We start from the raw sequence: 25802 nt of genomic DNA, 5'->3' as shown, positions 1-25802 counted from the left end.
AGCTCACCAAAGAGGCTGGAGGGGCGGCTGAGCGCATTCGCTGGAGAGAGCCAGACGTCCGCCGATTCCACCACCTGAGTCGTTGGTGTTGATCAAGCGAGGCGATTCCCACCCGGAAGGACTGAACGCCTGGAGACCAAGGAACACTCCACCGGGCTCAGCGCCTGCAATCAAGGGACTTGCCAGGGGGATCAGATCAAGCTGATCTGACTTGGCATGCAGATTGCCTTGCACGGGTGTGGTGACAGAACCAAGCTCCATGGAGCCCCTAAGATCCACCATCTGACCCATCGGCGTGAGAGATGTGAGGGTGAGCTTCACGTTGACTTCCGGATTGCCATCAAACGGCTTGTACGTTCCACACCACAGACGGGGAAGGGTGTCCGCCAGGAGGACTGCACGCTTGACCGGGTCAAAACTTTCTACGTTTCCGTCATCCACTTCAGTCGGCACCGCCAGCTGAATCGGATCAAGGGGCAGCTGGGGATTGCTCATGAAAGGCACCTGACTGCCGATCGGTAGATCCATGGCAAGCAGGAAGGGCATCGAGCACACATGATGTGGCTGCAGGGTAGGGCGTTTTGCTCATCCGTATCGGCACTGCCATGCCGTTCTCTCAACCTCAACACGCGTCATGGTCTCGACGTTGAACGCTCTCGACCCCCTCACCATCTCCGGACGACAATTCAGCAGTCGCCTGTTCACCGGGACAGGCAAATATTCCGACCTGGCCACGATGCAGGCCAGCATCGAACGCTCCGGTTGCGAGATGGTGACGGTGGCCGTACGCCGTGTTCAGGCCGTGGCAGCCGGCCATGCCGGCCTGATGGACGCCATCGACTGGTCGCGCATCTGGATGCTTCCCAACACCGCCGGCTGCAGCGATGCCGATGAAGCTGTGCGCGTGGCCAGGCTGGGACGGGAACTCGCCAAGTTGGCCGGCCAGGAGGACAACAACTTTGTAAAACTCGAGGTGATCCCGGACAGCCGTCACCTGCTTCCCGATCCGATCGGCACCCTGGAGGCGGCCGAACGGCTGGTGAACGAAGGATTCGCCGTTCTGCCGTACATCAATGCAGATCCACTCCTGGCCAAACGGCTGGAAGAGGCAGGCTGCGCCACCGTGATGCCTCTTGGTTCTCCGATCGGTTCCGGTCAGGGCCTGAACAATGCAGCCAACATCCGATTGATTGTTGAAAACGCCAGCGTTCCTGTGGTGGTGGATGCCGGCATCGGGGTTCCCAGCGAAGCAGCACAGGCCCTGGAACTGGGGGCCGATGCCGTTCTGGTGAACAGCGCCATTGCCTTGGCCGGGTCTCCAGCAGCAATGGCCGAAGCCATGGGCCAGGCGGTTAAAGCCGGTCGGTTGGCCTACAGCGCCGGACGTCTGCCCCGACGCGAAGAAGCCTCAGCAAGCTCACCAACAATCGGCCTGGTGAGCTGACGAAGATTGCGACAAATGAAGAGAGATGAAGTCCGATGAATCTGGCGATACATAGCCAGTCAGTAAGCAATTAAACCCATAAGGTCCGGAAAATTCGCAGCTTTAACGATGCAGGTCACCACGGAAGATGGTGGACGCCTCAACGCTTTCGCGAAGGAACCGCGCATGGAAGTGATGGATGCCGAGACATCGCGTTTGCGTGGTCAGGGCTCATTGATGATGATGATCGGTGGCGCTGTGCTGGTGATGGCCCTTGTTGCGGTCAGCGTGGCAATCAGCTGAAAATCCCTGTAGTAGCTTGCCTCAACTGAGCGTTTTGCTCATTCCTGCAGGAGTCTGGGGTGAAAGTTCTCGTTCTCGGCGGTGACGGCTTCTGCGGCTGGCCCTGTGCGGTGAACCTGGCTGATCAGGGCCACGACGTGTTGATCGTCGACAACCTCAGCCGCCGCAAGATCGACGTTGATCTCGAGGTGGAATCCCTCACGCCGATCACCAACATCGGTGAACGGCTCAAGGCCTGGAGTGAGATCGGCGGCAAGCCGATGCGCTTTGTCCACATGGACATCGCCCACGAATACCAGCGGCTCCTGGATCTGCTGCTGGACGAGAAGCCTGATTCGGTGGTGCATTTCGCCGAACAGCGCGCCGCTCCCTATTCCATGAAGAGCAGCGCCACCAAGCGCTACACGGTTGATAACAACGTCAACGGCACCCACAACCTGCTCGCAGCGATTGTGGAAAGCGGCCTCGATATCCATGTGGTGCACCTGGGCACCATGGGTGTGTACGGATATGGCTCCCACCGCGGCGCCACCATCCCTGAGGGCTATCTCAAAGTTGAGGTGCCTCAGCCCGATGGCAGTCGCTTCGAGGAGGAGATCCTGCATCCCGCCAGCCCTGGCAGCGTCTATCACATGACCAAGACGCTGGATCAGCTGCTCTTCCTCTACTACAACAAGAACGACAAGGTCCGCATCACCGATCTGCACCAGGGCATCGTCTGGGGGACGAACACGGAAGCAACAGATCGTGATCCACGCCTCACCAATCGCTTTGATTACGACGGCGACTACGGCACGGTGCTCAATCGCTTCCTGATGCAGGCAGCCATCGGCTATCCCCTCACCGTCCATGGCACCGGCGGCCAGACGCGGGCGTTCATTCACATTCGCGACTCAGTGCGCTGCGTGCAGCTGGCCCTGGACAATCCTCCGGAGCCGGGCGAGAGGGTCAAGATCTTCAATCAGATGACTGAGAGTCATCAGGTGGGCGAGCTAGCCAAGAAGGTGGCGGCACTCACCGGCGCTCAGGTGAACAACCTGCCGAACCCCCGCAACGAAGCGGTGGAAAACGACCTGATCGTGGACAACCGCTGCTTCATCGAGCTGGGTCTGAACCCCACCACCCTGGATAACGGGCTACTCAAAGAAGTGGTCGAAATCGCGACGCGCTATGCCGACCGTTGCGACCGCAACCGCATCCTCTGCACCTCCGCCTGGACCAAAACCCAGGCCCAGGCCATCGGCGTTCCGGCCTGACGCGTTTGTCTGAACTGTGAAAGTCGCCTTTTTCACCGAAACGTTTCTCCCCAAGGTGGATGGCATCGTCACGCGTCTAACCAAGACCGTGAAACACCTCGTTGACGCCGGTGATGAGGTGGTGGTGTTCTGCCCGGAAGGCTGTCCGGAGGAGTACATGGGTGCGCGCCTGATTGGCGTTCCGGCGATGCCGCTGCCGCTCTATCCCGAACTGAAACTGGCCTTGCCTCGCCCAGCGGTGTCAGACGCGATCGATGCGTTTCAACCCGATCTGATCCACGTGGTGAACCCGGCGGTGCTGGGTCTCGGCGGCATCTGGCTCGCGAAGAACAAAGGCATTCCTCTGGTGGCCAGTTACCACACCCACCTGCCCAAATACCTCGAGCATTACGGCTTGGGAATGCTGGAGCCACTCCTGTGGGAAATGCTCAAGGCCGCCCACAACCAGGCTCTGCTGAATCTGTGCACCTCCACGGCGATGGTTCAGGAACTGAGCGAGAAGGGCATCCAGCACACATCGCTCTGGCAACGAGGAGTCGATACCGATCTGTTCCGGCCCGAGCTGCGCGGCGACGAGATGAGGCGGCGCCTGCTCGGGCAATACGACGATCGCGGCGCCCTGCTGCTCTACGTCGGGCGGCTCTCTGCAGAAAAGCAGATCGAACGCATTCGTCCGGTGCTCGAGGCACTGCCGGATACCCGGTTTGCCCTTGTTGGTGATGGCCCTCATCGTCAACAACTGGAACGGCATTTCGAAGGCACCGCCACAACCTTCGTCGGTTACCTGGCGGGCGAAGAACTGGCTGGGGCCTATGCCAGCGGTGATGCCTTCCTGTTCCCCTCCAGCACAGAAACACTCGGACTGGTGCTGCTGGAAGCGATGGCCGCCGGCTGCCCTGTGGTCGGAGCCAACCGCGGTGGGATTCCAGACATCATCACGGATGGCATCAACGGCTGCCTGTACGAGCCCGACGGCGCCGATGGTGGAGCCGCCAGCCTCATCTCTGCCACCCGAAAACTGTTGGGCAATGACCTGGAGCGGCAAGCCTTGCGCAAAGCTGCCCGATCAGAGGCCGAACGTTGGGGCTGGGCAGGGGCCACAGAACAGCTGCGCGGCTATTACCGCGACGTTCTCAAATCAGAGCTCAAAGCCGCAGCCTGACGCTCAACGCTTGCGGACTTTTTCCCACTCCGCCAGCACTTTCTTCGCCATCGGAAGCGCATGAACAGAGCCTCCACCTGGAGTGTTCTGGGCAAAAGCAACCACCACGATCTCACCGTTGGGATAGGGGGCATAACAGCCGAACCAGGCATGGTCGGGGCCACCCGTGCTGTCCTCAGCGGTGCCGGTCTTGCCGGCAGCAGGGGGAATCTCAGGGCCATTGAGAGCTGCTCCAGTCCCTTCAGAGACCACCTTGCGCAGACCCTCGCGAATGGTCTTCAACGTGGACGGCTTCATGGACACCTTGGTTTTGTAAGGCGGCAATCGCCAATCCTTGTCTGACTTGGCGAAGTGCGGTGTTACCAGCCAACCGCCGTTGGCAAACACCGCATAGGAGCGTGCCAGTTGCAATGGAGTGATCTGAACAACGGATTGTCCAATCGAGGCACTGGCCATGTCCTCGGGAATCCAGGGCATGGATCCTGGCTTCGCCCAGCCGCCGCGGCCTTCGGCTGCCCATTGCTCATCACCCACCAGACCGATGCTCTCCTCCCAACCGATCTCAATACCGGTCTTCTGCATGAAACCGAGCTGAGTCGCCGCCTTCTTCAGCTCCATGGATCCCACCCCAACGCCCACCTGGTAGAAGAACGTGTTGCTGGAAAAACGCAGAGCATCGGCATAGCCGATATGCCCAAAACCGGCACCGTTGTGATCGGGGAAGCAGTGACCGCCGTAGGTGATGCAGGCCGTGGTGTGCAACTTCGTCTCTGGCGGGAATTTGCCGGACTCCATACCCGCCATCGCCGTGATCGGCTTCCAGGTGCTGCCCGGGTCGTAGGCATTCATCGCTCGGCTGAACAGAGGCTTCTTGGGCGACTTGAAGAGAGCGTCGTACTCCTTCTGCGTGGTGATCAGCTTGGAGAAGAAGTTGGGATCAAACGTGGGCTTGCTGGCCAGCGCCAGGATGCTGCCGTCGCTGGGATCCAGAGCGACGATCGCTCCTCCAGGTTTATCGGCCAGGGCCTGCTCAGCCACCCGCTGCAGATCCAGATCGAGCGTCAAGATCAGGTCCTTACCGGGCACGGATGGGCGATCGCCGAGGTTCCGCTGCACCTCGCCCATCGCATTCACTTCCAGCATCTGGCCACCCCACTGACCCCGCAGGTGACTCTCGTAGGCCGCTTCGACCCCAATGCGACCGATCCGGTCACGGATCTTGTATCCCTTCTCCGCCAGGGTTTTGTACTCCTCGTCGGTGACAGGCGAGGTGTAACCGATGGCATGGGCCGCCAGGGTGCCGTTGGGGTAATAGCGAAGGATGTCCACGTCCACCTGGGCACCCGGCAGGGATGCGCTCTGCTCCCGGAAACGCAGAACCTGCTCAGGCTTCAGATCGAGCGCCAGGGTGGTGCGATAGCCATCACGATCCAAGCCGCGGCCGCGGCGGGCGTCGAGTTGCTCGGACTTGAGGTTGAGCAGGGATGCCAAACGATCGCGCAAAGCGGGCCAGTCCTGGTCGCTGACCAGACGCGGTTCGAGATACAGGGTGTAAGTGAGCTTGCTGGAGGCGAGAACCCGACCCTTGCGATCCAGCAAGCGACCACGGATCGGCGAACGCGGGACCAAGCGAATCCGGTTCTCATCGGCGAGCTCACGGAAGCGGTTGTGCTCCAGAAGCTGCATCCAGACAAGCCGGGCCCCCATCGCGCCGCAGAACAGAAGCACCAGAAGCAGAAGCACCAGCGGTTGCTGCTGCAGCCCGGTCTGACGCTGGGCAGCACGGCCCTGAGAGCCAGAGATGGACATCTCAGGAATCCGCCGGCAGCCTGCGGTTCAGCTCTTCGAGTCGTCCCTCGATCCGCTGCAAAGCATCGATGAGCTCCGATCGCTCATCAGCAGAGTCCGCAGGCTCTTCAACGGAAACCGACACCGGCATCACAGGATTGCCAAGACCGGGACTGACCTGATCCAGCTGCTCTCGAACGCTGCGAGCCGCCGGCTCACCTTCCTCACGCAGGTCAGCGATCGGATCATCCGATCCACCATTGAATGCTTCCGCCACCTTGGTTGGACCACCCTGGCGGGCCCGTTGAAGCACAGCCAGACCCACGGGGAGCACGTCCTGCATCAGGGACAGACGCAGTTGATCCAGAGGATTGTCCGCGCTAGGGCTATCGGCCATGGGGCCTGCGTTAACGAACCCCAGTCTGTCCTGAAGGAAGCGAGAGCGTCGGGCACGCCGACTGCCTCGCTGCCAAGGACCAACCAACGACGCCGGAGATCACCATCAGCATCACGATCGGCACCACTGCTTTTTGAGTGGTGTCCATACGGATCCACTCCCACCAGGCACGCCAGAAGCGGCTGCGCTCAAAGCGCCGATGTTCACGGGTTTCATCGCGACTGCGTCGCTTCAGAGCTTTGTCGACCCAGCGCTCAAAAGCCCGCTTCTTGGTGATCGTCATCTTGCGCTCCACCTCGAGCATCTGGCCGGAGCCCAGCTCGGGATGGAACGTGCTGATCAACTCAAGGCTCTTGAGAAACATCTCGATGGCGCCATCCCGTATCGCAACCTGGTCAGCCTCAAGCTGAGTCCAGTCCAGCTCTGGATAAAAGCGGGAGCGGTTGGCCACGATCTGGTCCTCGCTGAGCTGGCCTGGCTCGCGCAACCAACGATCGGTGTTGCTGTCGAAGCGACGCCAGTACAGAAAAGGATTGAGGTAGATCGTGCGACCGCCGAGCTGAATGCTGTCCTGCTGCAGGCGTCGCTGCAGCTGTTGATCCTGCTGTTGGGTCGCCGTCACGGAGTCAAGGCCGATGGCCCAAGGTATCGACCACAGGCAACGGGTCCAGCCCTATTCCCACTCAATCGTGCCGGGAGGTTTGCTGGTGATGTCCAGCACCACACGATTCACCCCCTTCACCTCATTCACGATCCGGTTGGAGATGGTTTCCATCAGGTCGTAAGGAAGACGTGACCAGTCCGCCGTCATTCCGTCTTCACTGGACACGCAACGCAGCACCACCGGCCAGGCATAGGTGCGCTTATCTCCCATCACACCAACTGATCGCACAGGCAACAGCACCGCGAAGGCCTGCCAGATGTCGTGATACAACCCAGCCTCACGAATCTCTTCGCGAACGATCAGATCGGCATCGCGCAAGCAATTGAGCTTCTCGTCGGTGACCTCACCCAGAATCCGGATCGCCAGGCCGGGCCCCGGGAAGGGATGGCGACGCACAATCTCCTCGGGCAGACCCAGGGCGCGCCCAACCCGGCGCACCTCATCCTTGAACAACTTGCGCAGCGGTTCCACCAGCTTGAACTGAAGATCCTTGGGAAGCCCCCCCACGTTGTGGTGGCTTTTGATCTTCACAGCCACCCGTTCACCGGTCTTGGGGTCGACATTGGTACCAGCGCTCTCGATCACATCGGGATACAGCGTCCCCTGCGCCAGGTAATCGAACGGACCGAGTCGCCTGCTCTCCTCCTCGAAGACGCGGATGAATTCGGTGCCGATGATCTTGCGCTTCTGCTCCGGATCCGTGATGTCCTTGAGCTTGCCGATGAAGCGCTGCCGGGCATTGATGTATTCCACATGGATATTGAATTTGCGATCAAAGAAATCCATCAGGAATTCAGGCTCCCCTTTGCGCATGAAGCCCTGGTCGATGAACATGCAGGTGAGCTGATCACCGATGGCCTTCTTCAGCAGAAAGGCCAGGGTGGATGAATCGACCCCGCCTGAAAGAGCCAGCAACACTCTTTTGTCGCCAACCTGCTGGCGAACCTGAGCCACTGCCTCATCAATAAATGCCGAAGTGGTCCAGTCCGGCTCGCAACGGCAGATGTGATAAACGAAGTTCCGGATCAGAGCCATCCCACAAGTGGAATGCACCACCTCCGGGTGAAACTGCACGCCATACAAACGTCGCTCCAAGTGCGCCACGGCGGCCTCTGGCGTATTCGCCGTGTGAGCCAGCCGTACAAAGCCCTGGGGCAGAGCTTTCACCGAGTCGCCGTGGCTCATCCACATCGTGGAGCCGGAGTCCACATTGGTGAGCAGATCGGTGGGGTCATCTACCTCAAGCGGCGCTTTGCCGTATTCGGCCTTGCCGGTGGCGGCCTCCACCACGCCACCGAGCTGCTGCACCATCAGCTGCATGCCGTAACAGACCCCGAGCACGGGAATGCCGAGCTCCCAGATCGCCGGATCGCAAAGAGGTGCTCCATCGGCATACACCGAACTGGGACCCCCACTCAGGATGAGTCCCTTGGGCGCCAGGGCCCGCAATTCATCAGCCGACGTGCTGTATCCCAGCACCACCGAAAACACCTCGGTTTCCCGCACACGCCTTGCAATCAGCTCGGAATACTGGGATCCGAAATCCAGAATGACGATGGCCGGCTGCCGCTGACCGTCGAAAGAAGGCTGGGACATCGATGCAGAGCTGGGACGGGCTTTGAAAGCCGTCAATCCTTCAGCGTAAAGAAGCGTTCCGCCGCCGTTGGGCCCCAACGGCGCAGCTGGCGACTGCGATCGAACAGAGCAACCCCAATGCGCATGGACCAGCGGCCGTAGCGAGCGACATAGACAGCACTGCGCTGCTCGACGGCCTCGGCAAGCCGATCCCACAAACGAGTGGCCGCCGCCGGATCCTCGGACTCCAGAGCGGATAAAGCACCGTCGACGGACGCTGCGGAGCGCAGCTGTTGCAACTGCGGCCTCGTGAGATCAGCATCCAGTCCCAGAGCCATCAGCACCTCCTGGCGGCCGTCAGCCAGGTGGTGATGGGTGTGAAAAATGCCGCCCGCCAGTTTCACCAACTTGCCGTGGTAGCCCAACAACAGCAGGTCCTGCACCCCAGCTTCGGCAGCCGCGACGAGAACAGGCCCCATCCAGTTCCCCACCTTGATCCGAGGCTCGAAACCCGCTTGCCGCGCCAGATCGAGACCGTTCTCACCAATTACCAACGTCAATCGACCTGCGAAATCGTGATCGGTCGCAAGGCGTTTGACCTGATCCAGCACCTGATCCAGCTGATCAGGTGCTGCACTGCGCTGGACCTCCGCCTGTAAACCGATCAATGCCAAACCATCGACAACACCAAAAGCGGCATTGCTGGTGCGCTCGGCAAGCTCACGCCCCCGCGGCAAGACCACCTCAAGTTCCACGCCGCGACCTGCGGGCAACAAGGACTCAAGATTGAGCTGCAACAGCCGGCGAGCAAAGGACGAGACGCAGAGCTCCCCTCCAGCGGCATACCGCCCGATCCCCGCACCGCCGAGCAGTGCAATCGGAGGCTCAGCAGTGTCTCGCCAACGCGCCGTCACCCAGATCTCCAGATCTCTTGTGAGATCGAGGCCTTCCCCTGGATCGCAATGACTGATCGCCAAAGCCGACCGGCCAGCATCCAGAAGCGCTGACGACACCACGGGCACAACCATGGGCTCCGTCCGTTCAGGGATCCACAACGCCTGATCCGGCTCAAAGCGTTCCTGCAGCAAGGCGCGGACTGCGGCCTTGGCTGCCGCAGCCACCCAGACCGGCAAGGTCAGTCCTGAGACAGGAGACGGGATAAGTGAATGAGAAGCTGTTTTCTAGAGTCGCCGATTGGCCACCCAGCGTCATGCAGGACAAACTCACCCTGATGATTCCGGGGCCGACCCCGGTGCCGGAATCAGTGTTGAAAGCGATGGGACGGCATCCCATCGGCCACCGCAGCGGTGACTTTCAAGCGGTGGTTCAACGAACCACGGAGCAACTGAAGTGGTTGCATCAAACCGACGGCGACGTGCTGGTGATCACCGGCAGCGGCACCGCCGCGATGGAAGCGGGAATCATCAACACGCTCAGCCGTGGCGACAAGGTGCTCTGCGGCGACAACGGCAAATTCGGAGAACGCTGGGTGAAGGTGGCCAGAGCCTTCGGTCTCGACGTGGAGGTGATCTCAGCGGAATGGGGACAACCGCTGAACCCGGAGGCCTTCCGTGATGCCCTGACCGCCGACACCAACAAGGCGATCCGAGCCGTGATCTTGACGCACTCGGAAACATCAACCGGCGTGATCAATGATCTGGAAACGATCAGCGGCTACGTCAGAGCCCATGGCACCGCTATCACCATCGCTGACTGTGTAACGAGCCTGGGGGCAACGGATGTCCCCATGGATGCCTGGGGGGTCGATGTGGTGGCCTCCGGTTCTCAGAAGGGCTACATGCTTCCGCCTGGCCTGAGCTTTGTTGCCATGGGTGAACGAGCCTGGCAGGCCTATGAACGCTCAGATTTACCGAAGTTCTATCTCGATCTTGGGCCATATCGAAAAACGGCCGCCAAGAACAGCAATCCGTTCACACCGGCAGTGAACCTTTATTTGGGACTGGAAGTAGCCCTCGAGATGATGCAGCAGGAAGGGCTTGAAGCCATCTTTGCTCGTCATTCACGCCATCGTGCTGCCACGCAGGCGGGGATGAAAGCGATGGGTCTTCCTCTTTTCGCAGCGGAAGGATTTGGCAGTCCGGCGATCACCGCTGTGGCCCCTGAGGGCGTCGATGCGGAACAACTGCGGCAGGAAGTGAAGAAGAGATTCGATATTCTTCTGGCAGGAGGCCAGGATCACCTCAAAGGAAAAGTGTTCCGGATCGGTCATCTGGGATTTGTCTGCGATCGAGATGTGATAACTGCCATCGCAGCCATCGAAACCACGCTTCAATCACTTGGATTGCATAAGGGCACGATGGGTTCAGGTGTTGCTGCAGCTGCCGACGCTCTTGGCTAAAACGAAAGAATGCGGGTGTAATTCAGCGGTAGAATGTCAGCTTCCCAAGCTGAACGTCGCCGGTTCAAATCCGGTCACCCGCTTGAAAATCAATAGGTAGTACTCAAATTCTTGGCTTGATCAGTTGCATGACTTGTGGCCCTGACATTCGGGCGCGACGTTCCTGAGCGAGGCCCTTGAGAATCAAGAGGCCAGCTTCTGAAATCAAACCATGATGAGCCTGGTCCTGTGCCTGCTCGAAGAATTCATTGGCAGCTTGCTGATAAGCAATTCGTTGATCAGCAACAGCTGGACGGCTGGCAATTGTGAGCGTCAATGAACGCGAAGCTTCTCTTTTGAATAAATCTTACCGCGTCGAATTTAAAAACTCCAGCTCTTCAAAGTGAACGATGCACTTCTTTAGAGTAAATTTTCAACATCAGGTTCCTGGCTCCTCTGCGTTACCACCTAGGGCGGCAATCTGAGCTCTCAATTTGAGACAACGCTCGGTTTCACCACGCATTTCAGCAAATGCGAGGGCAAATTCGAGTTTTTCGAGGCCATGGCCTCGTTCCTCAAAACCGGACTTCGTTCCGATGGCGGAACTGTGGAGTGTGTTGGAGGACTTGAGGCTGTTGCAAGCAGATGAGGCAGAGATGGTGGATGCCATAGTTGCCTTTCTTTTTATTTTGGCATCAAGCGCCACCCTTATGCGGCCATTTCCTCACCATGAAAGTCATGGTGGTGGTCTTGATGGTCGGATTCACCACCATCGTCATTGTTTGGGATCGCAGACGCCTCAAGCAGATCTCGGGTCTCGCGCAACAGCTGATCAATACCGTCCAAAGTCGCCAGCTCCTCTTCCGGAACCCGTTGCGAGTCCTGCTGCTGATGTCGCAGCTGCAACTCCAATGCTTCCTGACGTTGCTCGAGCTTGACCAGTCGCTGAGACAAGGTTGTGATCGTCTGTGCAAGGTCCTCGGCCGTGCGTGTGATCCGGAAGGAAACGGAAGCAGTCATACCCGCACAGAAAGTGAGATTGGACCGATGACAGCACATGGCAGGGCCAGCCTCAAGATCAGACTGAATCAGCAAGACCTGTGATCGATGCCCCCTCTGGCAACGCTGTGCCTGTATCTCCTGGCAGGCACGACACTCGGACTGCTGGCACTCCTCAGCGGAATTCCTGCAGCACCACTGGCAGGTGCCTTGCTTGGAGCCGGCTTGGTCAGCATGAGTGGAAAGGTGGAACTCGCCGACTGGCCGAGCGGCACTCGAACAGCTCTGGAAATCGGCATTGGGACTGTGATTGGCACCGGTTTGACACGGGCCTCCTTGGATCAACTGCAGGCCCTCTGGCGGCCGGCGCTGCTGATCACACTCACACTCGTACTCACAGGCGTGGTTGTCGGTTTATGGAGCAGCAGACTTCTCGGCATTGATCCCGTCGTGGCGTTGCTCGGTGCAGCACCGGGCGGCATCAGCGGAATGAGCTTGGTCGGAGCGGAATTCGGCGTCGGCGCAGCTGTCGCCGCTCTGCACGCCGTCCGTCTGATCACAGTGTTGCTCGTGCTGCCACTGGTTGTGAGGCTGCTCACACCATTTGGTCTCAACGGACAGTAATGCCCTCGACAGTCCGAATCTGACCGATACGTTGAGTTGAGTTGTGATGTTTTCTCTGCCATGTTGCGCTCCGGTCAATCCCTGGCTGTCTGCACCCTGGGCCTGATTGGGGCCCTTGTCGGCGCCCTGCCGCAAGCCGTGGCGGCGGAGACCACAGAAACGAAAGGGGCCAAGATTTATTGCTTCATGCGATCCAGCGGCAACGATCACAGCGTCAGCTGGAATGCCTCCTACGCCGTGATCAAACGACAGGGGAACGGCATGTTCAAAACCTCTCCTGAACATGCTTCTGTGATGATCACCGAAGCTGTGGTGAAGGATCCTGGCAATTTCCCAGATTGCGGTCAGTACCTCGGCGATCTCTTCGGAGCTGGAAGCCGCAAAGGAACCACGCAGAGCTACAGCAGCATGGCTCCAAACGCCACGGCCATCAACGGTTTCGACGATCAGGACGACGATCGTTACAGCTACTGAGCTTGGACTGCTGCTCGGCTGTATGGCCTGCAGCTCATCGCTTCCCCCGTCGCAAACCAAACCTGGCGGTGTGTCTTCAGAGGCAGCCGCCAGCAGTTGCTTGGAGCAGTTCAAACCCGATCGTCTGGATCAGGTGCTCGAGCGCTGCAATGAGACAGTCAAACAGCATCCGGACATGCCAGGGCCGCTCAGTGATAGGTCCCTTGTCCACATTCTGAGAGGAGATGCCAAGAGCGCTTGCACCGACGTGAACGCCGCACTCGCTCTCCTCGAAAGCAGCAACTCGTCGTCGAGCGATCCCCTGCTTCGCAAGGAACTGGCAGTGCGTCAGGCCACCTGCAAACAGCTTCGAACCATGGACGCCAGCGGCTGACGGGCCACTGCCAATCGTCGAGGACCCAACAGAATTTCGATCTGCTGAGCCTTGCTGGCCACCAGTCCATCCACCAACTGATCAGCGGGTCCAAGCTGCATCCAATGGCAGATCAGATCCCCCGTCATTCCAAGGCGATGGCAGCGATCCTCGGCCTGTTCAACGTCCCCCGGTGTCCAGGGACGTTCGAGCAACACAACATGGCGGGCCCGATGCAGGGTGAAGCCGAGTCCACCGGTCCCATAGGTCGCGAGCAGCAGATCGCTATCGCCGCATTGAAATCGGTCAACAGCCTGCTGACGTTCAGATGGGCGCTGGCGACCGGTTAAGAGCTCCCCTCCAATCTGCTGATGCAGCAGCATCAATGGGTCAACAAAACCGCTGAACAAAACGACAGCCTCACCACTGAATCGAAGCTCGTCCACAAGGGTCCGAACGGCAGGCAACTTGAACTCAGCAGCAATCCGACGCAGCGACGTGAGCACTGCCAGTGATTCAGCGTCAGATCGGACCTGTCCCTTTCGCACCCTGTATCGATAGTCCTCCACCACAAGATCGACGCGATGGTCGAAACCGATTAATTCAGCTTGGGCCAGCGCAATCGGGATGTGCCGACGTTGCTTGGGAGGCAGCCCAATCACCTTCTGCTTACGGCGATGGAGAATCAACGGCCGAGTCAGCTGACGAAGCTCATCCAGCTGACTGGCTCCATCGGCCTGCCACTGGCGATAACGACCTTGCCGCTCACTCCAATGACCCTGGCAGTACTGCTCCTCAAAGCGCTGCTGATCACGCGCGATTGGATGATCGATGGCCGCCAACAAAGGAAACAGCTGCTTCGGCCGACCGTTCTTCATTGGCGTACCGGTCAGCATCCAGATCGCTCGCAGGCGCGGGTGACGGGCGAGCCGAAGCAATGCTTCCGTGCGTTGCGCCTGCAAGGTCTGGGCGAAATGAGCCTCATCCACCAACAACACCGTGCCGGCCTCGGGAAGCTCGGTGGGAAGTCGTGCCCAGCTGACCAGCTCCACAACCTGCGCCACTGCATCCGCCTCGCGTTGCCAGTGGGCATGCAGACCCACAGGGGCCACCACCAGGATCCTCAGGGACGCACAACGGGCTAGGGCCCTGGCGGCCAACAGAGCCGTGAGGGTCTTGCCAAGTCCCATCTCATCGGCAAGAACAGCACCGCGCCGCGCCAGCAACCAACGCGCGCCGGATCGTTGATGTGCCAGAGGCCGCCGCCCATCCTCAAGGGGTTCCTCCAGATCGGCAGCGGCAATCAGCTCACGGTGGGGAGGCAGAGGCGGAAGCGGTTGATGGCTCCAGGCCATCCACTGCTTTAAGTCGTCACGAATGTGGAAACGCGTGCCCAGGGCCGACTGCAAGGCATCCACTGACGCCATCGGGAACTCCCAACCCTTGCGTTGTCCGCGCCAACATCCTCTGGGCCTCACCCGACGCAACTGTGCCTGCGTCACCGCGTCGAACGGACTCACCACTCTGACCATTCCAGAGGGTGAGAGCTCGAGATAGCAACAGTGGGACGTCAATGACGGAGCAAACGTTGCCCACAAACAAACATCTTAGAGGTTCACAGACGATCGACAAGTTTCTCGCAATCAATCAATATCACTCCGCAAGAGCATTGACGAAAATGCAGCGCTCGACACATTGACGCCATCTGCTTTCACGGCAAAATTTGATTAACCGAGATCCTCGGATGCATAACAAGGACGCAGTTTTTCTCGATGAACTCTGCCCCAAGTTGCGCGTTCGACGATGGAGACAATCTCTACATACATTTACTGGTAAAAGTTGTATTTATTGTGGCAAACCTTCCGAATCAATTGATCATATTTTGCCCCGCTGTCGCGGTGGTCTGAGTGTGACTGAAAATTGCGTGCCGGCCTGTCTGTCTTGCAACGGTCACAAGTCTGATTCGGACGTCTTCGAGTGGTACCGGAGACAGAGGTTTTACGACCCACGCCGGGCGATGGCCATTCGCGCCTGGATGGACGGCGACCTTCGTCTGGCACTGCGGCTGCTGCAGTGGGCAGAGCCCGACGCAAAACGGCAGCTAGCCGGCGAAAGGGAGCGACCGGATGATTCAGGCCTCAGCTTCCAGGCCGCCTGAGAATCGACCTCGCTCACCAGACGCGACAAGCATCGACAGAGTGAAGGCGCTGGCAGATGGAAGCCTGCTGAACGGGCTCCTCCGGAGCCATGAACAGCGCCGACATCAACAGAGCCCCACCAAGGATGATCGGATGGAGACGAGAAAAGGCTGGCGACATGAAAGCAAACATCAAGTGATACATCTGTACTGATGCTGAGCCAACTTGTCAATCGCTGCCGGCCCCTTCCGTCAGGGTCTCGACTGCTCATCCTCGGCCAGGGATACAGCGGCAAAACCGTCTCTCAGCTGTTCCAAAGCCTGGGAACACCTGTTCTGGGAACGCGACGGCAAGCCAACCAAGGGGCGAATGATCTCTGTTTTGACAGTGACGCTGGCATCGCTCCAAGCCTCAGTGAGATCGCTGACGTCACCCATATGCTGAGCTGCATCCCTCCGACGAAGGACGGCCACGACCCTGTCCTCAACCAGCTGCAACCTCTGCTTCGGCAACTGCCTCTGCGCTGGGTGGGCTATCTGTCCACAACAGGTGTCTATGGAGACACCGGAGGCCAATGGGTCTGCGAGTCGGACACGGCCAATCCCAGCCAGGAACGCAGCCGACGTCGTCTGGATTGCGAACAGGCCTGGCTGCAGTCCGGACTGCCGGTTCAAATCCTGAGGTTGCCCGGCATCTACGGGCCTCGACGGTCCGTGATCACCGCGCTGCAGCAGGGGCGCGCACGGTTGATGAACAAGGCCGGTCAGGTGTTCTGCCGTGTTCATGTCGAGGACATCGCCGGAGCATCGCTGCATCTCATGCACTGCGCCAACGCCGGCCAACGCCCGCAGATCGTCAATGTCTGTGATGACCACCCTGCACCGAGCAGTGACCTGCTGCGCTTTGCAGCAAGCCTGCTGCGGTGTCCGCTCCCGGCTGAGGAATCATTTGAGGACAGCCATGAGGGCATGAGTGCCATGGCACGCTCGTTCTGGAGCGAGAATCGACGGGTCAGCAATCGATTGTTGCGTCAGCACCTCGGCTACGACCTGCTGCACCCTGATTTCCATTCCGGTCTTCAGGACTGTTGGCAACAGGACGTCAGTCAGGTGGAGACTTTTTCGGATTCCCAATCAGCTATTGATTGATCCCGGAGGAATCCTGCTGATCGCTCGTTGGCAATCCAAAGTCATCCCGCAGACGATCCAGATCAATCCGAAGCCACTGCCTGCTGACAGCAGTGGCCATTCCCACCAGCAGTAATCCCAGCAGCAGCAGTCTGAGCACGTCGATGCCCGCCTCCCCTGACGCTAACCAACGACTGGTGATCGCCCTCGGGGATCCCGCGGGGATCGGCATGGAGGTCATCCTCAAAGCGCTGGGCTCAGAGGCACTGCCCGATCAACTCCAACCACTGCTGGTGGGCTGTCGACGCAGCCTGACCAAGGTTCATCAACAGTTGCTCTCCCTGGGCTGCACTGAGATTGCTGATCCAGATCAGCTGCAGATCGAGGATCAACCGCTTGAGCAGACCATCAATGCGGGCGAGGCGAGTGAGATCAGTGGCGCCGCAGGATTCCACTGGCTCACACGGGCCGTGGAGTGCCTCAGCGATCCCGGAGCACGGGGCCTGGTCACGGCGCCGATCGCAAAACATCTCTGGCACGCTGCTGGCTATCACTACCCAGGCCAGACGGAACGGCTGACCGAGCTGGCAGGACAGTCGCGCAGTTCGATGTTGTTCACAGCTGTCTCGCCCCACACCGGCTGGCGACTGAACACCCTGCTGGCCACCACGCATCTGCCGTTGCAGCAGGTGCCCATGGCGCTCACGCCTGAGCTGATCCGGCACAAACTGTCGGTGCTCCTGAGTTTCTGCCGTCGCTTCAAGCCCCAGCCCCATCTCGCTGTCGCCGGTCTCAACCCCCACGCCGGTGAATCAGGGCAGTTGGGCCATGAGGAATCCAGCTGGCTCGAACCCCTGCTCGATGCGTGGCGTTGCGAGCATCCGGAGCTACGTGTTGACGGTCCGCAACCACCCGACAGCTGCTGGCTTGGGGCTGCCCAGGCCTGGAACCAACCAGATCACTCAGGACCGGATGGAATCCTGGCCCTTTATCACGACCAGGGCTTGATCCCGGTGAAACTTCTGGCCTTCGACGCCGCAGTCAACACAACCCTGGAATTGCCATTCCTGAGAACGTCCCCCGATCACGGGACGGGGTTTGATATCGCTGGCAGGGGTATCGCGCGACCAGACAGCATGATCGCCGCCATCCAGGCAGCCTGGGATCTGACGGAAGGTCAGGCAGGGCGCACCCGCATCAACACCTGACCGAATTCAACGGGTGTGCCGTTGTCCACGAGAATCTCCACCACTTCACCACTGACTTCGGCCTCCAGTTCGTTCATCAGCTTCATGGCCTCGAGGATGCACACCGTCTGACCGACATTGATGCGATTGCCGACCTCGACAAAAGCATCCTCTCCCGGAGCGGGTGCCCGGTAAAAGGTTCCAACCATTGGTGCAGTGATGTCCAGAAGGTCACTGCGACTGGCCGTGGCAGCAGGGGGGGGGTTGCCTGTAGCAGCGGGATCGGCGGCCGGGGCTTGTTCGGCGGCTGGAAGAGGCGCAGACATCACAGGCGCCATCACAGTCTGGGTCGGCAGATTTCGCCTCACTTCAAGACGGAAGTCATCCCCCTCGAGCCGAAACTCCTGGATGTCGCTGTCGGCAAGCACCTCAAGCAGACGGTGCAATTGATCGTGATCGAGCTGCATGAGGATTCAGTTCTCTCGGCCGAGGTAAGAGTCATTACGGGTATCAACCTTGATCTTCTCGCCGATTGAAAGGAACAAGGGCACCATCACCTGTGCACCAGTCTCAAGAATCGCGGGCTTGGTCCCGCCCGTTGCGGTGTCGCCTTTCACGCCGGGGTCGGTTTCCTTGATCTCGAGAACAACGGAGTTAGGCAGCTCCACCTCAAGGGGCTTGTCGTTCCAGGAGACGACATTCACCTCCATCCCTTCCTTGAGATATTTGCGGCTGTCACCGATCTGGTCAGCACTGAGACGCGTCTCTTCATACGTCCCCATATCCATGAAGACGTAGTCCTCGCCCTCCATATAGGTGTGCTGAAGCGATGACTTCTCGAGCAAGGCCTGAGGAATCATCTCGCCGGCGCGAAATGTTTTCTCAACCACGTTGCCCGTTTTGACAGCCTTGAGTTTGGTGCGCACGAAGGCTGAGCCCTTGCCTGGTTTGACATGCAGAAACTCGACCACTCGCCAGACGGCACCATCGAGTTCGATCGTGGTGCCGGTGCGAAAGTCGTTGCTGGAGATCATCCCGGCGGAACGGCTCAGGGGATCATACGGCTGTGCCAAAGTCCCGTCAGCACTGGGTTCCCCTTGGCTCATCAGCATTTCACACGTGGTCTGATCGCCCTGCTCGCCACCGTTCTCCTGGCCTTTCCGCAGTCTGCGAGTGCCGGATTGCCTCAAGGCAACGCGGTGAAGGATCCTGCGGCGATCCTGAGAGACGCCCTACCCTTCGAACAGGACGACATCCGGACTCTTCAACACCGCCTCGAAAGAACCAGTGACGACCTGCGCGCCAAACGCTGGAGTGCTCTCGGCAAGGCGGTGAGCCGCAGTGAAGCACTGCTGAGCACACGACAAAACGCAATCCTGGAAGTCATACCGGAGGACCGACGATCCGAAGCAGAGTCCCTGTTCAGCCAGGTGGATATCGGGCTGGAGAACCTGAAGCAGCAGGTCGACAGCAAAGACAAGCCTGGCTTCATCAAGGCACGACGTGAAACCCTCAGCCGAATTGGCGATGTCGAAGCGCTGCTCGTACCCGATGGCTTTGAACGACCGATCCCGGCGGAATTTGATGCTCTGCCCCGGCTCGTTGGCCGAGCCACCCTCACGATCAAGACGACCCAAGGCGATCTCACGACAGTGGTCGATGGGTACAACGCACCACTGACCGCCGGAGCGTTCGTGGATCTATCCCTCAAGGGTTTCTATGACGGGCTTCCCTTCATTCGTGCCGAGGACTTCTACGTGTTGCAGAGCGGTGACCCTGAGGGTCCTGCACTGGGTTACCTCGATCCGAAGACCAACCAGGAACGCAGGGTTCCCCTTGAAATTCGCGTTCCCGAAGAAGCGGACACGATCTACAACGAAACCTTTGAAGACGTCGGTCTGTTCAAGGCGACGCCGACCCTGCCGTTCGCAACGCTGGGGACACTGGGCTGGGCCCATTCCGCCAATGCCCTCGACGACGGCTCCTCCCAGTTCTTCATGTTCCTCTATGAAGCTGAACTCACGCCTGCAGGACTCAATCTTGTGGATGGCCGCAACGCCGCCTATGGCTATGTGGTGGACGGCTTCGACGTGCTCGAGGAACTCACGACGGATGATCGAATCCAATCGATCAAGGTGATCAGCGGTGCGGACGGACTGAAAGCGCACGCATGAGCGAGACCCTGGCGGATCTCGGCGAAGCTGAGCTGCTCAGGCGGTTGTCGCACTTCGCTCCTGCCGGTCAACTGGACGACGACACGGCCTGTCTCACCGCGGACCCGAGGCCGCTCCTCGTGAACACCGATGTGTTGGTGGACGGCATCCATTTCAGTGAAGCAACAACGGATCCAACTGATGTGGGCTGGCGTGCCGTGGCTGCCAATTTGTCCGATCTGGCCGCCAGCGGTGCTGAGACCGTCGAGGGAGTCACCGTGGCCCTTGTCGCCCCTGGAAACACGCCATGGGATTGGGTGAATGGGGTTTATCAAGGCATGTCAGAAGCCCTCCACCGCCATGGCGGTGTTCTGTTGGGAGGGGACTGCTCCGATGGGGCACAACGACTGCTCTCCATCAGCGCTCTGGGGCGGCTCGGTTCCCTGCATTTGCATCGCAGTCAGGCAAGGCCCGGAGACGTTCTGGTTGTGAGTGGACCGCATGGCCTCAGCCGATTGGGCCTTGCGTTGCTGCAAAACGATCCTGCTGTGACATCGCAATCGATTCCAGAGAGCCTCAGGAAACAGGCCGTCCAGCAGCATCGGCGACCCAGTCCTCGCTTTGATGCCTTGCAGGCACTCGTGCGAAGCAAACCAAAAAGCCTGCCCTGGCGAGCGGGGGGAACCGACAGCAGCGACGGGCTCTTAGCCGCCGTTGAGGGACTGTGCAAAAGCAGTGCCTGCGGAGCCGTGCTGGACCGCGCTCAACTGCCGCGGCCGCAGAACTGGCCAATGGGATCGCCCTGGGATCACTGGTGCCTGGCAGGTGGTGAGGATTTCGAGCTGGTTCTGAGCCTGCCGCCGGAATGGGTGAGCCCCTGGCTAGAGCTTGTTCCAGGTGCTCAGCGCATCGGAAACATCAGCAGCGATCCCGTTGGAGTGCGATGGAGTGACGACCAGTCCGTGATTCACAGCCATGGTTTCGCGCACTACGGCAATCCCTAAAACAAAAAACCCCTCCCGGAGGGAGGGGGCTACAAGGTTCAGGATCGGACGATCACTTCCAGTTACGGGCGACCACTTCAGCCAGGTCAACCACGCGCTGGCTGTAACCCCACTCGTTGTCATACCAGGCAAGGATTTTCACGGCCTTGTCTCCCATGGAATAGGTGAGATCCGCATCGAAGATGGTGGATTCGTTGGTTCCTGCGTAGTCGGTGGACACCAGGGGAAGGTCGCTGTACTTGATGATGCCCTTCATGCCGTTCTCGGAAGCGGCCTTGATCACTGCTTTCACCTCATCAACGCTGGTGGGGCGGGAAGGACCGAAGGTGAGGTCGACGGCGGAGACGTTGGGAGTTGGAACGCGCATGGCGAAACCTGTGAGCTTGCCCTTCACCTCCGGGTAAACCAGAGCAACGGCCTTTGCAGCACCGGTGGTTGTCGGAACCATGTTGAGGGCGGCTGCACGGGCGCGACGCAGATCCCTGTGACTGTTGTCGAGAATTCGCTGGTCGCCTGTGTAGCTGTGGATGGTGGTCATCAGACCCCAGTCAAGCCCGAAGTTCTGATCGAGAACCTTGACGATCGGAGCGAGGCAGTTGGTGGTGCAGCTGGCGTTGGACAGGATCTTCCAGTCCTCATGCCGGTATTGATCATCATTGACACCGACAACAAAGGTTCCGACACCAGGGCCTTTGCCGGGCGCCGTCAGGATCACCTTGCTTGCACCAGCTTCAAGGTGGAGGCTGGCCTTCTCATCGGTGTTGAACACACCTGTCGACTCGATGACCAGGTCAACGCCCCAGTCCTTCCATGGGCAGTTGAGAGGGTTGCGATCGGCGAAGAATTTTACTTCCTTGCCATTCACCACCATCGTGTCGTCGGTGGTCTCGATCTTCACGCTGGGATCGAGTTTGCCGAGAATCGAGTCGTAGGTGAGCAGATGGGCACTGGTCTTCGGATCGGATGTGGAGTTCATCCCCACGATTTCCAGGCCGGTGTCATTCCCACGGCTGATCCAACCCCGCATCACGTTGCGACCAATCCGGCCAAATCCATTGATCGCAACGCGCAGGGTCATGGGAGAAACGGAATTTCCGTCTAGAGGGGTTTTGGCCGCCGATCATACAGAAATAAGTAAAAATTCCCCGTCCACATTTCAGGGATCTTTTGATCAGAAATGCAGAATCCGTCCCAGCGACTCAGGACGGATCAAGGCAGCTGGCTTATCTTTCGAGCGTCAGACGGGGATCCTTGTCACGCACTCTCGATTCCCGCCAAAGGGTTCACTTCATCGGTGTCGGCGGTATCGGGATGTCTGCTTTGGCAATCATCCTTGCCAAACGTAGCCATTCAGTCAGTGGTTCCGACTCCCGAGAGAACACCACTGTTCAACAACTAAGAGACCAGGGCGTCAGGGTTTTTTCAAAGCAGACTGCTGAGACAATTCAGACGCTTGTCGACGAGGACAAAACGTCTCCAATTGTCGTGATCAGCACGGCAATTCCGGAAACAAATCCTGAACTGAAGAAAGCACGCTCGATCGGGCTCGACATCTGGCATCGCTCCGATCTGCTGGCCGCTCTGATGGAGCTGCAACCCTCCATTGCTGTCGCTGGCAGTCATGGAAAAACCACAACCAGCACCCTGACCACAACACTCCTTCATGCAGCCGGGGAGGACCCAACCGCCATCATTGGCGGAATCGTGCCCTGCCTTGGCAGCAACGGGCATTTTGGAGAAGGACGACTCCTGATTGCAGAGGCCGATGAGTCGGATGGCTCGTTAGTGAAATTTCAACCGTCCCTCGGGGTGATCACCAACCTTGAACTGGATCACACCGACCACTACAAGGGGCTCGACGATCTCATTGCAACCCTCCAGCGTTTTGGCAAGGGATGCGATCGGCTCCTGGCCAACGCAGACGATCCCATCCTTCGAGAACACTTTCAAGCCAACGCCTGGTGGTCAGTGAAGCGACGTGATGATGTCGATTTCGCAGCCATCCCACATCAGCTTGATGGCGATCGCTGCTTGGCGACGTTCTATGAGCACGGCAAAGCCCTTGGCGAATTCACATTGCCAATGCCAGGTCTTCACAACCTGAGCAATGCAACAGCCGCCTTGGCGGCCTGCCGACTGGAAGGCATTCCATTCGAAACCCTGCAACGCGGTCTCACGGTGCTGCAGACACCGGGCCGTCGCTTTGACCATCGAGGCACCTGGAATGGACGCCACATCGTTGATGACTATGCACATCACCCCAGTGAAGTGAAGGCCACGCTCGAGATGGCCAAGCTGATGGTGAAGAGCGGCCGCAGCCCTCTCCCCAGCGCACCTCAACGTGTGGTCGCCGTCTTTCAACCGCATCGCTACTCACGAACAAGTGAGTTCCTGCAGGAGTTCGCCAAAGCACTCGTCAACTGCGATGTCTTACTGCTGGCACCGATCTATTCGGCTGGAGAATCCCCTCTCGAGGGCGTCAGCAGTCACGCCCTCGCCCATCAGATTCGTCAACTGAAACCGGATCTGCCGGTCAAGGTTGCCGACGCCCTTGATGAGCTGGTTGAGCAGGTTAAGAGCGAAAGTCTTGCTGACGATCTCGTGCTCGCGATGGGTGCCGGCGATGTCAACAGCCTTTGGCAAAGGCTGGTGCGCAGTGAGCAATCCAACCTAGCCACCACTGTGGTAGCGGTTTGATCGCAATGCCAGCGCTCCAACCCCGTTGCCAGGTCCCACTCTCCGAATTCACCACATGGAGAGTCGGCGGCCCGGCCGAGTGGTTGGCAGAACCCACCAGCATCGAGGAGGTGACTGACTGGTTGAACTGGGCGAACAAGCAAGGGCTTCCTTGCCGCGTCATCGGTGCTGGATCCAATCTGCTGATTCACGACAAGGGACTGGGCGGCCTCACCATTTGTCTGCGTCGGCTCCAAGGGGTCGAACTTGATCAGCAGACAGGAGTTGTAAACGCTCTCGCTGGAGAACCGATCCCATCCCTGGCCCGCAAAGTCGCTCAATCCGGACTGCGCGGGTTGACCTGGGCTGTGGGAATCCCTGGAACCGTGGGTGGAGCTGCGGTGATGAACGCCGGAGCACAAGGGGGAAGTACCCAGGAATGGCTTGATTCCGTGCAGGTTGTGTCTCTTCGAGGTGGAGATCCGTTCGAACTCAGTCGCCAGGACCTTGACTTCGACTACCGCCACAGCCGCCTGCAGCAGGAACCGCTGCTTGTGTTGTCCGCCCGGTTCCATCTGGAACCAGGCCATGACCCTCGGGAACTGCGTCGGATCACAAGCGGCAATCTCAGCAAACGGACCAGCACTCAGCCCTACACACAACCGAGCTGCGGCAGCGTTTTCCGCAATCCTGAGCCGTTGAAGGCCGGTCGCCTAATCGAAGGACTCGGGCTGAAAGGCACGCGAATCGGTGGAGCAGAGGTGTCCACACTGCATGCCAACTTCATCGTCAACAGTGGTGGCGCAACGGCCGACGACATCGACCAGCTGATCAAGTTGGTCCAGGAACGCGTCAGGTCACACCACGATCTGTCGCTGCATCCTGAAGTGAAGCGCCTTGGCTTTGCTTTAGCGACTTAGTCTGCCGGCTCAGTCAGCAGCACCATGGCAGGGTTCGGACTCCCCAATTTCGGCCAACTCACCGAAGCATTCCGCAAAGCCCAGCAGATCCAGCAGGACGCCCAGAAACTGCAGGAGGAGTTGGATGGCATGGAAATCGAGGGCAGCAGCGAGGATGGCCGCGCAACCATCTGGCTTTCAGGCAACCAACAGCCCCTGCGCGTTCGACTCGATCCTGAGCTGCTGAGCCAGGGTCAGGACGTTTGTGAAACCGCGACACTGCAGGCCCTGCAAGCCGCCTACGAAGCCTCCACCACAACTATGAAGGAACGGATGGAGGATCTCACCGGCGGCCTGAACCTCAATCTCCCCGGGATGGGCGGCTAGATCCAGCCATTGCTTCGAGAGTTCTGAGATAAAAGCTGTAGCGCTCCCAATCCGTCTGGACCCCGCAGCCAGGCTCACCACGGTGCAAGCAATCGCGGAAGCGACAGGGCCACTCCTGAAGCTGCTGACGAAGTTCCGGAAACAGGAGTGCCAGCTCTCGAGGGTCGTCCGGGAGGTCAGGGCGATTGAACCCTGGTGTATCCGCCACCCGCACACCATCCACCAGAGGGAACAGTTCCACATGTCGCGTGGTGTGTCGACCTCGCTGCAGCCGTCCTGACACTGAACCGACGCGAAGGCTCAGCTGGGGCATGAGTCTGTTGAGGGCACTGCTCTTGCCCACGCCGGATGGTCCGCAAACAACAGAAAGAGATGTTCGGAGCAATCGCTCTTTCAGTGCACTGATGCCTTCACCGGTTTGGCTGGACAGCAGAAGCGGTTCATAGCCCCACCCCCCCAGGCGAACCCTGTACTCCTCTTGCTGCTCGCAAGAGATCAGATCGCACTTGGTCAGCAGAAGCTGAACGGACAGACCGGTGCGCTCCGCTGTCAGCAGAAAACGACTGGCTTGATCAGGATCAAAATTGGGCTGATCCACAGCCAGAGCCACCAGCACCGAAGTGACGTTGGCCACAGGAGGGCGGGAAAGCCAGCTGCTGCGGGGGTCAACACCCGACACCACGGCGCGGGCCTGCTGGGCATCAACGGCCTCGAGATGGACGCGATCACCGACATACACCGCAGCGCCCTGATGGTTCAGTCGGGTACGCCGCGTGCAGAGCAAACGCCTGGGAATTCCCCGCGGGGCCGCATCAAGCTCAACCTCCAGATAGTTCGCCTGAAGCGCCACCACCGTGCCGGGCAAGGCAGACAATG

Annotated in this window: 31 protein-coding genes and 1 tRNA gene; 17 read left to right on the top strand and 15 right to left on the bottom strand. The window is 59.3% G+C overall.

Annotation, left to right across the window (positions count from 1 at the left end; translation table 11 throughout):
* Positions 1 to 3: 3 nt before the first annotated feature.
* A complete protein-coding gene (locus SYN9616_RS0111885; RefSeq protein ID WP_028953285.1) occupies positions 4 to 546 on the bottom strand; it encodes a hypothetical protein in 543 nt (180 codons plus the stop codon).
* A gap of 88 nt (positions 547 to 634) precedes the next feature.
* On the opposite strand from SYN9616_RS0111885, the gene SYN9616_RS0111880 reads away from it, so the two are divergent.
* The 4 genes from SYN9616_RS0111880 (at position 635) to SYN9616_RS0111865 (ending at position 4144) form a co-directional block, all read left to right on the top strand.
* Positions 635 to 1444: a thiazole synthase gene (locus tag SYN9616_RS0111880; RefSeq protein ID WP_028953284.1), complete on the top strand. Its 810-nt coding sequence runs from the start codon at positions 635 to 637 to the stop codon at positions 1442 to 1444.
* Between the two features lie 108 nt (positions 1445 to 1552).
* On the top strand, positions 1553 to 1726 hold the full coding sequence (gene psb34, locus SYN9616_RS0111875) for a photosystem II assembly protein Psb34 (RefSeq protein ID WP_028953283.1): 174 nt from the start codon (positions 1553 to 1555) through the stop codon (positions 1724 to 1726).
* Between the two features lie 59 nt (positions 1727 to 1785).
* On the top strand, positions 1786 to 2982 hold the full coding sequence (locus SYN9616_RS0111870; RefSeq protein ID WP_028953282.1) for an NAD-dependent epimerase/dehydratase family protein: 1197 nt from the start codon (positions 1786 to 1788) through the stop codon (positions 2980 to 2982).
* Positions 2983 to 2998: 16 nt separating this feature from the next.
* Positions 2999 to 4144 (top strand): glycosyltransferase family 1 protein, encoded by a 1146-nt coding sequence (locus tag SYN9616_RS0111865; protein WP_028953281.1) that lies wholly within the window; start codon positions 2999 to 3001, stop codon positions 4142 to 4144.
* 3 nt (positions 4145 to 4147) lie between these two features.
* Here the strand turns inward: SYN9616_RS0111865 and mrdA are convergent, their stop codons facing one another.
* From mrdA to cbiD, 5 genes are read right to left on the bottom strand one after another with little or no spacing between them, the layout of a single operon-like run.
* Entirely contained in the window at positions 4148 to 5953 is a 1806-nt protein-coding gene (gene mrdA, locus SYN9616_RS0111860) for a penicillin-binding protein 2 (RefSeq protein ID WP_028953280.1), read from the bottom strand.
* Between the two features lies 1 nt (position 5954).
* On the bottom strand, positions 5955 to 6329 hold the full coding sequence (locus tag SYN9616_RS0111855) for a hypothetical protein (protein ID WP_028953279.1): 375 nt from the start codon (positions 6327 to 6329) through the stop codon (positions 5955 to 5957).
* 10 nt (positions 6330 to 6339) lie between these two features.
* Positions 6340 to 6951: a hypothetical protein gene (locus SYN9616_RS0111850; protein WP_028953278.1), complete on the bottom strand. Its 612-nt coding sequence runs from the start codon at positions 6949 to 6951 to the stop codon at positions 6340 to 6342.
* Positions 6952 to 7002: 51 nt separating this feature from the next.
* Positions 7003 to 8589, bottom strand: a complete 1587-nt coding sequence (gene guaA, locus SYN9616_RS0111845; protein ID WP_028953277.1) for a glutamine-hydrolyzing GMP synthase — start codon at positions 8587 to 8589, stop codon at positions 7003 to 7005.
* A 32-nt stretch (positions 8590 to 8621) separates the two neighbouring features.
* The gene (gene cbiD / locus SYN9616_RS0111840) at positions 8622 to 9707 is read right to left on the bottom strand and encodes a cobalt-precorrin-5B (C(1))-methyltransferase CbiD (protein ID WP_028953276.1); all 1086 of its coding nucleotides are present in this window, start codon (positions 9705 to 9707) and stop codon (positions 8622 to 8624) included.
* Positions 9708 to 9778: 71 nt separating this feature from the next.
* Here cbiD and SYN9616_RS0111835 point away from each other — a divergent pair, with 71 nt between their 5' ends.
* Positions 9779 to 10927, top strand: a complete 1149-nt coding sequence (locus SYN9616_RS0111835) for an alanine--glyoxylate aminotransferase family protein (protein ID WP_028953275.1) — start codon at positions 9779 to 9781, stop codon at positions 10925 to 10927.
* 11 nt (positions 10928 to 10938) lie between these two features.
* Positions 10939 to 11010 (top strand) — tRNA-Gly (locus SYN9616_RS0111830).
* A 335-nt stretch (positions 11011 to 11345) separates the two neighbouring features.
* Here SYN9616_RS0111830 and SYN9616_RS0111820 read toward each other — a convergent pair.
* A complete protein-coding gene (locus SYN9616_RS0111820) occupies positions 11346 to 11576 on the bottom strand; it encodes a hypothetical protein (protein WP_028953273.1) in 231 nt (76 codons plus the stop codon).
* A 38-nt stretch (positions 11577 to 11614) separates the two neighbouring features.
* On the bottom strand, positions 11615 to 11926 hold the full coding sequence (locus tag SYN9616_RS15785) for a hypothetical protein (protein ID WP_037991525.1): 312 nt from the start codon (positions 11924 to 11926) through the stop codon (positions 11615 to 11617).
* An 87-nt stretch (positions 11927 to 12013) separates the two neighbouring features.
* Between SYN9616_RS15785 and SYN9616_RS0111810 the strand changes: the two genes are divergently transcribed.
* The 3 genes from SYN9616_RS0111810 to SYN9616_RS0111800 are packed head-to-tail and all read left to right on the top strand — an operon-like array spanning position 12014 to position 13376.
* Complete coding sequence (locus SYN9616_RS0111810; protein ID WP_028953271.1) at positions 12014 to 12529, top strand: AbrB family transcriptional regulator; 516 nt, start codon at positions 12014 to 12016, stop codon at positions 12527 to 12529.
* 60 nt (positions 12530 to 12589) lie between these two features.
* Positions 12590 to 13003, top strand: a complete 414-nt coding sequence (locus SYN9616_RS0111805; protein WP_028953270.1) for a DUF6554 family protein — start codon at positions 12590 to 12592, stop codon at positions 13001 to 13003.
* 22 nt (positions 13004 to 13025) lie between these two features.
* Complete coding sequence (locus SYN9616_RS0111800) at positions 13026 to 13376, top strand: hypothetical protein (protein WP_051411033.1); 351 nt, start codon at positions 13026 to 13028, stop codon at positions 13374 to 13376.
* Here the strand turns inward: SYN9616_RS0111800 and SYN9616_RS0111795 are convergent.
* Positions 13331 to 14887: a DEAD/DEAH box helicase gene (locus tag SYN9616_RS0111795; RefSeq protein WP_198015215.1), complete on the bottom strand. Its 1557-nt coding sequence runs from the start codon at positions 14885 to 14887 to the stop codon at positions 13331 to 13333. The two genes, SYN9616_RS0111800 and SYN9616_RS0111795, sit on opposite strands and share 46 nt — an antisense overlap.
* Positions 14888 to 15099: 212 nt before the next feature.
* Here SYN9616_RS0111795 and SYN9616_RS0111790 point away from each other — a divergent pair, with 212 nt between their 5' ends.
* A complete protein-coding gene (locus SYN9616_RS0111790) occupies positions 15100 to 15513 on the top strand; it encodes an HNH endonuclease (RefSeq protein ID WP_037990995.1) in 414 nt (137 codons plus the stop codon).
* Between the two features lie 13 nt (positions 15514 to 15526).
* Here SYN9616_RS0111790 and SYN9616_RS17720 read toward each other — a convergent pair whose 3' ends face one another.
* Positions 15527 to 15673 carry a hypothetical protein gene (locus SYN9616_RS17720; protein ID WP_198015221.1) on the bottom strand — a complete coding sequence of 49 codons (147 nt, stop codon included), beginning with the start codon at positions 15671 to 15673 and terminating at the stop codon, positions 15527 to 15529.
* 32 nt (positions 15674 to 15705) lie between these two features.
* Here SYN9616_RS17720 and SYN9616_RS0111780 point away from each other — a divergent pair, with 32 nt between their 5' ends.
* Positions 15706 to 16641, top strand: coding sequence for an SDR family oxidoreductase (locus SYN9616_RS0111780; RefSeq protein WP_028953266.1), 936 nt, complete (start codon positions 15706 to 15708; stop codon positions 16639 to 16641).
* Here SYN9616_RS0111780 and SYN9616_RS17420 read toward each other — a convergent pair.
* Positions 16631 to 16780: a hypothetical protein gene (locus SYN9616_RS17420; protein WP_156918791.1), complete on the bottom strand. Its 150-nt coding sequence runs from the start codon at positions 16778 to 16780 to the stop codon at positions 16631 to 16633. The two genes, SYN9616_RS0111780 and SYN9616_RS17420, sit on opposite strands and share 11 nt — an antisense overlap.
* A gap of 4 nt (positions 16781 to 16784) precedes the next feature.
* On the opposite strand from SYN9616_RS17420, the gene pdxA reads away from it, so the two are divergent.
* The gene (pdxA, locus tag SYN9616_RS0111770; protein WP_028953265.1) at positions 16785 to 17828 is read left to right on the top strand and encodes a 4-hydroxythreonine-4-phosphate dehydrogenase PdxA; all 1044 of its coding nucleotides are present in this window, start codon (positions 16785 to 16787) and stop codon (positions 17826 to 17828) included.
* On the opposite strand, the gene accB is transcribed toward pdxA, so the two are convergent.
* Positions 17798 to 18274, bottom strand: a complete 477-nt coding sequence (gene accB / locus SYN9616_RS0111765; RefSeq protein ID WP_037990992.1) for an acetyl-CoA carboxylase biotin carboxyl carrier protein — start codon at positions 18272 to 18274, stop codon at positions 17798 to 17800. The genes pdxA and accB overlap by 31 nt on opposite strands.
* 6 nt (positions 18275 to 18280) lie before the next feature.
* A complete protein-coding gene (gene efp, locus SYN9616_RS0111760) occupies positions 18281 to 18841 on the bottom strand; it encodes an elongation factor P (RefSeq protein WP_028953263.1) in 561 nt (186 codons plus the stop codon).
* A 63-nt stretch (positions 18842 to 18904) separates the two neighbouring features.
* On the opposite strand from efp, the gene SYN9616_RS0111755 reads away from it, so the two are divergent.
* Complete coding sequence (locus SYN9616_RS0111755) at positions 18905 to 19981, top strand: peptidylprolyl isomerase (protein WP_028953262.1); 1077 nt, start codon at positions 18905 to 18907, stop codon at positions 19979 to 19981.
* Positions 19978 to 20964, top strand: coding sequence for a thiamine-phosphate kinase (gene thiL, locus SYN9616_RS0111750; RefSeq protein ID WP_028953261.1), 987 nt, complete (start codon positions 19978 to 19980; stop codon positions 20962 to 20964). Before SYN9616_RS0111755 ends, thiL begins: the two co-directional genes overlap by 4 nt.
* A gap of 52 nt (positions 20965 to 21016) precedes the next feature.
* Here thiL and gap read toward each other — a convergent pair whose 3' ends face one another.
* Positions 21017 to 22042, bottom strand: a complete 1026-nt coding sequence (gene gap / locus SYN9616_RS0111745; RefSeq protein ID WP_028953260.1) for a type I glyceraldehyde-3-phosphate dehydrogenase — start codon at positions 22040 to 22042, stop codon at positions 21017 to 21019.
* A gap of 173 nt (positions 22043 to 22215) precedes the next feature.
* Here gap and murC point away from each other — a divergent pair, with 173 nt between their 5' ends.
* From murC to SYN9616_RS0111730, 3 genes are read left to right on the top strand one after another with little or no spacing between them, the layout of a single operon-like run.
* Entirely contained in the window at positions 22216 to 23661 is a 1446-nt protein-coding gene (gene murC, locus SYN9616_RS0111740; RefSeq protein WP_028953259.1) for a UDP-N-acetylmuramate--L-alanine ligase, read from the top strand.
* Positions 23662 to 23666: 5 nt separating this feature from the next.
* On the top strand, positions 23667 to 24560 hold the full coding sequence (gene murB / locus SYN9616_RS0111735) for a UDP-N-acetylmuramate dehydrogenase (protein WP_028953258.1): 894 nt from the start codon (positions 23667 to 23669) through the stop codon (positions 24558 to 24560).
* 24 nt (positions 24561 to 24584) lie between these two features.
* A complete protein-coding gene (locus tag SYN9616_RS0111730) occupies positions 24585 to 24926 on the top strand; it encodes a YbaB/EbfC family nucleoid-associated protein (RefSeq protein ID WP_028953257.1) in 342 nt (113 codons plus the stop codon).
* Here SYN9616_RS0111730 and rsgA read toward each other — a convergent pair.
* Positions 24901 to 25800 carry a ribosome small subunit-dependent GTPase A gene (gene rsgA, locus SYN9616_RS0111725; protein ID WP_028953256.1) on the bottom strand — a complete coding sequence of 300 codons (900 nt, stop codon included), beginning with the start codon at positions 25798 to 25800 and terminating at the stop codon, positions 24901 to 24903. The two genes, SYN9616_RS0111730 and rsgA, sit on opposite strands and share 26 nt — an antisense overlap.
* Between the last annotated feature and the right edge of the window lie 2 nt (positions 25801 to 25802).

Source organism: Synechococcus sp. CC9616, assembly GCF_000515235.1.
Lineage (GTDB): Bacteria > Cyanobacteriota > Cyanobacteriia > PCC-6307 > Cyanobiaceae > Parasynechococcus.
This window is presented reverse-complemented; position numbering and strand designations above follow the sequence as displayed.

Coding starts and splice junctions, on each gene's coding strand:
- SYN9616_RS0111885 (WP_028953285.1), bottom strand. CDS start 546: ATGCCCTTCCTGCTTGCCATGGATCTACCGATCGGCAGTCAGGTGCCT.
- SYN9616_RS0111880 (WP_028953284.1), top strand. CDS start 635: ATGGTCTCGACGTTGAACGCTCTCGACCCCCTCACCATCTCCGGACGA.
- psb34 (WP_028953283.1), top strand. CDS start 1,553: ATGCAGGTCACCACGGAAGATGGTGGACGCCTCAACGCTTTCGCGAAG.
- mrdA (WP_028953280.1), bottom strand. CDS start 5,953: ATGTCCATCTCTGGCTCTCAGGGCCGTGCTGCCCAGCGTCAGACCGGG.
- SYN9616_RS0111855 (WP_028953279.1), bottom strand. CDS start 6,329: ATGGCCGATAGCCCTAGCGCGGACAATCCTCTGGATCAACTGCGTCTG.
- guaA (WP_028953277.1), bottom strand. CDS start 8,589: ATGTCCCAGCCTTCTTTCGACGGTCAGCGGCAGCCGGCCATCGTCATT.
- SYN9616_RS0111835 (WP_028953275.1), top strand. CDS start 9,779: ATGCAGGACAAACTCACCCTGATGATTCCGGGGCCGACCCCGGTGCCG.
- SYN9616_RS0111820 (WP_028953273.1), bottom strand. CDS start 11,576: ATGGCATCCACCATCTCTGCCTCATCTGCTTGCAACAGCCTCAAGTCC.
- SYN9616_RS15785 (WP_037991525.1), bottom strand. CDS start 11,926: ATGACTGCTTCCGTTTCCTTCCGGATCACACGCACGGCCGAGGACCTT.
- SYN9616_RS0111810 (WP_028953271.1), top strand. CDS start 12,014: ATGCCCCCTCTGGCAACGCTGTGCCTGTATCTCCTGGCAGGCACGACA.
- SYN9616_RS0111805 (WP_028953270.1), top strand. CDS start 12,590: ATGTTGCGCTCCGGTCAATCCCTGGCTGTCTGCACCCTGGGCCTGATT.
- SYN9616_RS0111800 (WP_051411033.1), top strand. CDS start 13,026: ATGGCCTGCAGCTCATCGCTTCCCCCGTCGCAAACCAAACCTGGCGGT.
- SYN9616_RS0111795 (WP_198015215.1), bottom strand. CDS start 14,887: ATGGTCAGAGTGGTGAGTCCGTTCGACGCGGTGACGCAGGCACAGTTG.
- SYN9616_RS0111790 (WP_037990995.1), top strand. CDS start 15,100: ATGCATAACAAGGACGCAGTTTTTCTCGATGAACTCTGCCCCAAGTTG.
- SYN9616_RS17720 (WP_198015221.1), bottom strand. CDS start 15,673: ATGTCGCCAGCCTTTTCTCGTCTCCATCCGATCATCCTTGGTGGGGCT.
- SYN9616_RS0111780 (WP_028953266.1), top strand. CDS start 15,706: ATGCTGAGCCAACTTGTCAATCGCTGCCGGCCCCTTCCGTCAGGGTCT.
- pdxA (WP_028953265.1), top strand. CDS start 16,785: ATGCCCGCCTCCCCTGACGCTAACCAACGACTGGTGATCGCCCTCGGG.
- accB (WP_037990992.1), bottom strand. CDS start 18,274: ATGCAGCTCGATCACGATCAATTGCACCGTCTGCTTGAGGTGCTTGCC.
- efp (WP_028953263.1), bottom strand. CDS start 18,841: ATGATCTCCAGCAACGACTTTCGCACCGGCACCACGATCGAACTCGAT.
- thiL (WP_028953261.1), top strand. CDS start 19,978: ATGAGCGAGACCCTGGCGGATCTCGGCGAAGCTGAGCTGCTCAGGCGG.
- gap (WP_028953260.1), bottom strand. CDS start 22,042: ATGACCCTGCGCGTTGCGATCAATGGATTTGGCCGGATTGGTCGCAAC.
- murB (WP_028953258.1), top strand. CDS start 23,667: ATGCCAGCGCTCCAACCCCGTTGCCAGGTCCCACTCTCCGAATTCACC.
- SYN9616_RS0111730 (WP_028953257.1), top strand. CDS start 24,585: ATGGCAGGGTTCGGACTCCCCAATTTCGGCCAACTCACCGAAGCATTC.